Origin of the sequence: Pseudogracilibacillus amylolyticus (SeqCode), from assembly GCF_051918545.1 — a bacterium.
Taxonomy (GTDB): Bacteria; Bacillota; Bacilli; order Bacillales; family Amphibacillaceae; genus Pseudogracilibacillus.
Window position 1 is genome coordinate 1 of the sequence record NZ_JBPPZG010000203.1, and the last position, 6,264, is coordinate 6,264.

Genomic DNA, 6,264 nt, shown 5'->3' on the forward strand with positions numbered 1-6,264 from the left:
ATTTGGTGTACTATAAATTAAACATATTCCCGAAAATATATCAAAAAACCTTATACCCAAGAATCGCGTCATCAAAAATTCGATTTCCATTAGAAAAACGGTAAACTTAAAAACTCAATTTGTTGAAAAAAAATAGAAACATTATATAATAAGTATTAGTTAAATCTTTTGGGGCATTAGCTCAGTTGGGAGAGTGCTTGCATGGCATGCAAGAGGTCATCGGTTCAAGCCCGATATGCTCCATATGAAAAAACGCTTATACATCAAGGTGTATGAGCGTTTTGTTTTTTAATTAAAATTATTAGCAGTTTGTTTTTGTTATCCAATTTTTATTTAATAGAGGATGTTCAAAAAGTCCGATAAAAATGACACCGCATTAGGGGAACTTCGACTAACCGACACGTCTTAATAAATACTTCATTCCATACCACCCAAGAAAGAAGGCAATTAACGCATATAAATATCTAAGTAAAAACTTAATACTTAAAACATTGTCAAAAAAGTCAACTAAAAAGTCTATTTTAGTCACCCCTTCATACTAAAGACTATTCTCCACAAACTTCCATTTATGAATAAAAGTGATTATTAAGTCATTGTATATATTTTATTAAAAAAACAAATTTATTTTAATAAACTGTAAATCACTTGTAAGCTTCAAGGAAATATATTCATCAAATTATTACTGAAAAACGTAGTCAAAAATATCTAGATCCCTCGCAACCATTGATATTAAAGCATTTTAACATTTGGATTCGGAGCCCGATATGCTCTATACAGTAAAGCGCTTATACAACAAGGTGTATAGGCCTTTTTGTTTAAAAATTATTAGCAGTTTGTTTTTGTTATCCAATTTTTATTTAATAGATGTAAATTAACAGTGAAAATAGCGCAGAAAAGTTTCCAAGGTATTTTGAATTTAATACCATTTCCACATACAATTGCATCCGATTAGCCAAATATTTTATATATATATCTTAGAAAACTTGGCTTATCGCTAAAGAAAACATGCCCTCATCACCAGGGGTATGCCAACGTTAGGCGCAAAGCCTGTTTTTAGTCGGCCTTCCTCAGAACCTTAATAGCGAAAGATAGAGGTGATGTTGCACTTATACTAAGTAAGTGCAAGCCTTGGCGAGAGTATGAATTGCACTTACGAGTAATTGACGTGCTAGTGACTTACGCCTGAGACAAATCTTTACGGTGGGACGAACGAAAGTGCAAATGCCCTTCGATGGGACGAGTTAGCGCAGTCCCAGTCCCAGGACGCCCGAGCTTTTTGCCAGTGAGCGATTCAAGAAAGTTTTATACGTTTATCTGCTAAAAAAAGCTAGTCACTAATAAATATATCCCTGTAAATATCAAAATTACATACGTAATAAGTCGAAATGTTTTTTGACTAATCCATTTAAAAAGTAACTGTCCCAGCACAATCCCAGCAAAAAGAGATGGTATAGCTAAAAGAGAGGATATCCATGTCTCTTTATTGGTACCACCAAATGATATTTGCATCATTAAACTAGCAAAATAAACAAATAGATAATAAGCCAACGTTGTACTACGGAGGGTCGTTTGATCTATTCTTGCTCCAGAAAAGTATAATAACAAAGGCGGTCCGGGTACACCAATACTTGTTGTTAATAATCCCGATATTCCGCCCGTTACAAAATCTCTATTCTTCGTTCTATCTATCGTTAATCTTAAAATAAGAAGTACCGTTAAAAAAAGAATAAGAGCACCAACTGCCATTTTAAGTAGTCGAACATCTAAAAAAAGATAAATAAAGATACCAAAAAATAACCCTATGAAACTTCCTTTAATCAATCTAATTAGCAATAACTTGTCTACTTCTTTTCTAATTTTAAAAATCATAAAAGCAGAAAGGCAAATAGAGAGTATAATATTAACCTGGATCGCTGTATGAGCAGGATAAATTAACAATAAAAAAGGAGTACCAATAATAGAGAAACCATAACCAGTACTTGTCTGTAACAACGAAGCCACGAGTACAATTATAATAAGTACAATTAAATTTTCCCCCATACAATGTCACCAACTCTACTCCAAATATTAAATAGCCAACATTTTTTCCTTCTACAATTCGGCTATATCCGCACCTCAACAACGTTTGATTATATAGCCCATTTAGCGAATTATTGGACCCCCAACATATTTTGAAAAAGTGAAATAGTGATCACTAATGTTGATAAAGTACCAAAGGATGTTAAAGTGATGATTTTTCGATTATTTTGCTCTTTTGAAGGTTTAATTAGTTCATAAATCGCTGCAATCCATATGAATGCAGTAGCAATAGTAATAATATTCATAACCATATCATACACCTCTTTGCTATATTTTTGTAACTTACCAATAAGAATAGGCGCAAATCTTTATTCCATTATAGCACCCGATTGATGAACATTTACTTTAAATTTTTTTCATAACAATTACATTCGTGGACTCGATTAAAATTTAACCTAACATTTTTCTGGTCAGTTCCTGAATAATGCGCAAAGGCTTGAATAACTTGTAGTTCAGGCTCATTATTCTCTCTAATTACTTTCTTGATTTCGTTATCACCTTCAAGATACACGTATAAATAGGAGTAAACTTTATCAAATCCACTTTTTTCGTACCATTGGTTAACCCACTTATCGTCTCTAGTCCACGCTTCGAGATAATCCAATCCTTTTTTCTTAGCAATTTTTTCCGCTTTTTCTAAAAGTTTAGTTCCAATACCCTTTCTCTGAAAGTCAGGGTGTGATGCGATATGCCATATCATACCACCAAGTCCTTCACCTTTACTGCATATTGTATCTTCTTTCTCCTCATATTCTATATCAAGCAAACCAACAATCTGATTGTCCTCTATCGCCACTAATTCGATTGCAGGATTCTGGTATTTCTCTTTTTTATTTAAGACATTATCAAAATATGCCGTATCCAAGAATGAAAGTGTCCTGCAGCGAACCCAACCAATTTCATCATTCGGATTATAAAACCTAATCTCCATCCTTATCCCCCTCAAATATAGCCTCAGTTCCTCACCCGATTATGACAATATAAATTGATCGACTTTATTGACACTCCAAAGACTGTAAGGCACTTAGTTAATAATCTCTAACAGGCTTTCTAATTTATTTATTTCGTAAGTAGGTTTTAGAGATGTGTTATTTTCCTTGTACTTGGGATTGAACCAACAAGTATCAATACCATAGTTAATCCCACCTTGAATATCAGAAGTCAATGAGTCTCCAACCATAAGTACATTGTCTTTATCTGTAATCTGTAACTTATTAAAAGCATAATCAAAAATTTCTGTCTGTGGTTTTTGGAATCCAGTAGATTCAGAGATAATAATATGTTCAAATGCACCTTTCAACGAAGAATTATTAATTCTGGATGTTTGTACATTTGCGAAACCGTTCGTAATAATTGCTAAACGTTTATGGGCGAGATCACGAATGACTTTTTCAGCTTCTTTGACGAGATGTGTTTGTTCTCCAAGAAACCCCAAATAATCTTGATTGAACACAACTACGTCAATTTCAAGTTCATGTTCTAAAAATAATCTCCTGAATCTCTCTGAACCTAGTTCTATAAGGCTCATTTTCCCATCTTCTAAATCTCTCCACAAAACTTTGCTAATTTCTTGGTAACTCTTTTCGTATAGCTTTATGCTACTTAATAAATTATATTTATCAAAGACTTTATTAAAAGCTTCTTGTTCTGACTTAGCAAAATCAAAAAGTGTATCATCCATATCAAAAAATATAATATCGTAATTCTTCATTTTCCCCCTACTTCCTGATTTTGTTTAGGATATCCAATAGAGCATCTTCCCGAGAAGAAACCGATATTTCGCAAGTAGCCCGATAAACGAATACGTTATTCGGTTAAAACGTCTATTTGTAGAACTTATTGATATTTAAATGGGAAGTTTTTTATCAATTCATTAAAAAGATTTTCCCATTGTAAAAAGTCCGATAAAGGCAATGTACCCCAAAACTGTAGTCCAGACATTTCAAATGAAACGGTTATAAAATATTGATCTCCTTTTTCCTCATTACCAAACCAGCAAGGAAAATTAGTTTGATCCCCCATATAAAATGGCAGTTTTTGATAAACCCTTAATAAGTCTTCATATGTTTTATTACTAAATTTAGATTCATCAACCATATAAACTCTTTCAAACTCCACTATGTCATCAACGACAACATAATTATTATTATAGAAATGTACGTGTTCTACAATCATTTCCACGTAACCTCCTTAGAAAAATTATCGTATATGATGATTCATTCATGCTAGTTTTGCCACTTCATGTCCAAATAAAGAGCCATTTAATTTAATCAATCATACTCACAAATACTTTATAAGTTTATCACTTTTCTTTAAACGTGATGGTTAATAGAATGGCCTTACACGTTATATCCTTCATTCCATAAGTAGTCAGTTTATGGAATGAGAATCCACCTAAGATTTATCTCTTTTGACTGTGTTTTGATTAACGCTAAAATTAATTAAACCTGGTTTTACTCGTGTTTTAGTACGGTTCATTTCTTTTTCGAAATCTTGATCTATATCTATTTCATACACCCACTTTTTAACCTTAGAATTCTTAAAATTCCTGTTCACTAGATGCAACCTTAGTTTAATAATCTAAATGTAAAACTTTACGATTCCAAAACACATTTGTTAGGATTTTACCTCTATAGTTTTCTTAAGCCCTCCCGCGCCATGCAACAATATTGTAAAATACTTTGGATTTATTTTAACATAGTAGTTTCAACATTTTTTAAAAAATTGAAAATAATCGATAAGAGCAACTAAATATTTTAATCAGCACAAATTGTTAGTAAACGAAAAACTAAAGTGTCGGTTAATAGCCCTTAGCTAATTAGCAGACAGTTTTTATAATCGTTCTTTTTCTAATAGTTAGACGGATAAACGTATATAAAAATAACCACCAAAGAGCGGTGGCATTTTTATTTTTTCTTCTATTTTTCTAGCAAGCTACTAAACTTTATTCAATTCATTTCTACTTACTATATACCCTGTTAGTCATGAGACATTGTAATTCCACGTTCTTCAAACACTTTTTTAGCGGCCGCTAACGCATTTAGGACACTCGGGAATCCTGTATATGGAATGAGGTGCATGATGCAACCTACAATCTCTTCCGGTTTTAAACCAACAGTAAGCCCAGTTTTAATATGCATTTCAATTTGCGGTTTTCCTTGAGCAACAAGAGCTGTAATGGTTGTAAGAACCTTTTGTTTGTTATCTAATCCTGGTCGTGAATAGATATCTCCAAAAGCAAATTCAACAACATATTTGCTCAAGTCAGGAGCAATATCTTTAAACGCTTCACCAATATCCATAAAGCCAGTCGGATTCTCATCGTCTGATAACGTAAGCTCTTTTATTTTTTCCAAACCTTGTTGATAACGATCGTTTGCCATTTTAAAATCCTCCTCGATTTAATTTCATATTAAAAAGTTTAATTGTACGGAAAATATGTATTGTGATCTATTATTCCCTAAGTCTTTTAACAATGCCAGTATATAATCTTTGGAATAACAAGTAAAATGAATCAAGGTTAATTTTATAATATTAAAGTTATAAGACATTTTAAATATGGGGCAATGAAACCTAACACAAATCAGCAATTGAAATGGCACGATTGATTCAAAAAAGACGCATTTTCTTATTCGATTAGAACACCCATTTGAATAAGAAGCTATTTATTCATAAAATTCCATATGAGGTTTATCCTGTTTTTGAGACTCCCACGGCTAAAGCCGCTAGCTCTAAACCCAAAGGTTTAAACGAGTGGGATTCTTGCATGACTTACCGTTCGCAATCCATTTCTGTTTTGAACAGCCTGCAAGTTAAGGGGCATCTCATTGCCCCACCCCGTCTTGTTCCACCAATCTTGATAGGCGTGTACCAAAACAGGCGGTGTCGCTATTACCACGACACTAATTGTTTTTCGTCTTCTAAGCAGATAGCCCGCTCACTGCTTTCGATATATTGATGGCAGCGTTTACATCTGCGTGGTTTCGATAGCCACACTTTTTACAACAAAAATCATCTAGGTTCCGGTTTCTTTTGTCAACATGGCCACATTTGCACATTTGAGAGGTGTAGGTTGGATTGACATATTCAACCATGATTCCTGTCATTTGTGCTTTGTATGCAATAAACTGTTGCAATTGATAATGGGACCAACGATGCAAATTGCGTCCTGCTTCTTTTGTTGAT

7 protein-coding genes and 1 tRNA gene are annotated in these 6,264 nt (G+C 33.2%); 1 reads left to right on the plus strand and 7 read right to left on the minus strand.

The annotated features are described in order from the left end of the window. Positions 1–170 precede the first annotated feature (170 nt). Positions 171–243, plus strand: a tRNA-Ala gene (locus ACPYKA_RS17145). Positions 244–1,317: 1,074 nt separating this feature from the next. Here ACPYKA_RS17145 and ACPYKA_RS17150 read toward each other — a convergent pair. The 7 genes from ACPYKA_RS17150 to ACPYKA_RS17180 all read right to left on the minus strand — a co-directional run. Next, positions 1,318–2,040: a sulfite exporter TauE/SafE family protein gene (locus ACPYKA_RS17150; protein WP_479543431.1), complete on the minus strand. Its 723-nt coding sequence runs from the start codon at positions 2,038–2,040 to the stop codon at positions 1,318–1,320. A 110-nt stretch (positions 2,041–2,150) separates the two neighbouring features. Then, positions 2,151–2,330, minus strand: coding sequence for a hypothetical protein (locus tag ACPYKA_RS17155; protein WP_479543432.1), 180 nt, complete (start codon positions 2,328–2,330; stop codon positions 2,151–2,153). Between the two features lie 89 nt (positions 2,331–2,419). Then, positions 2,420–3,016, minus strand: coding sequence for a GNAT family N-acetyltransferase (locus tag ACPYKA_RS17160; protein WP_479543437.1), 597 nt, complete (start codon positions 3,014–3,016; stop codon positions 2,420–2,422). An 87-nt stretch (positions 3,017–3,103) separates the two neighbouring features. Continuing rightward, a complete protein-coding gene (locus ACPYKA_RS17165; protein ID WP_479543433.1) occupies positions 3,104–3,790 on the minus strand; it encodes a YjjG family noncanonical pyrimidine nucleotidase in 687 nt (228 codons plus the stop codon). Between the two features lie 125 nt (positions 3,791–3,915). Then, complete coding sequence (locus ACPYKA_RS17170) at positions 3,916–4,254, minus strand: hypothetical protein (protein WP_479543434.1); 339 nt, start codon at positions 4,252–4,254, stop codon at positions 3,916–3,918. A gap of 803 nt (positions 4,255–5,057) precedes the next feature. Beyond that, a complete protein-coding gene (locus ACPYKA_RS17175) occupies positions 5,058–5,462 on the minus strand; it encodes a carboxymuconolactone decarboxylase family protein (RefSeq protein WP_479543435.1) in 405 nt (134 codons plus the stop codon). Positions 5,463–5,999: 537 nt separating this feature from the next. Then, positions 6,000–6,264 (minus strand): zinc ribbon domain-containing protein (locus tag ACPYKA_RS17180; protein ID WP_479543436.1); only part of this gene is annotated, 265 nt, incomplete at its 5' end.

Coding starts and splice junctions, on each gene's coding strand:
- ACPYKA_RS17170 (WP_479543434.1), bottom strand. CDS start 4,254: ATGATTGTAGAACACGTACATTTCTATAATAATAATTATGTTGTCGTT.
- ACPYKA_RS17175 (WP_479543435.1), bottom strand. CDS start 5,462: ATGGCAAACGATCGTTATCAACAAGGTTTGGAAAAAATAAAAGAGCTT.
- ACPYKA_RS17165 (WP_479543433.1), bottom strand. CDS start 3,790: ATGAAGAATTACGATATTATATTTTTTGATATGGATGATACACTTTTT.
- ACPYKA_RS17155 (WP_479543432.1), bottom strand. CDS start 2,330: ATGGTTATGAATATTATTACTATTGCTACTGCATTCATATGGATTGCA.
- ACPYKA_RS17150 (WP_479543431.1), bottom strand. CDS start 2,040: ATGGGGGAAAATTTAATTGTACTTATTATAATTGTACTCGTGGCTTCG.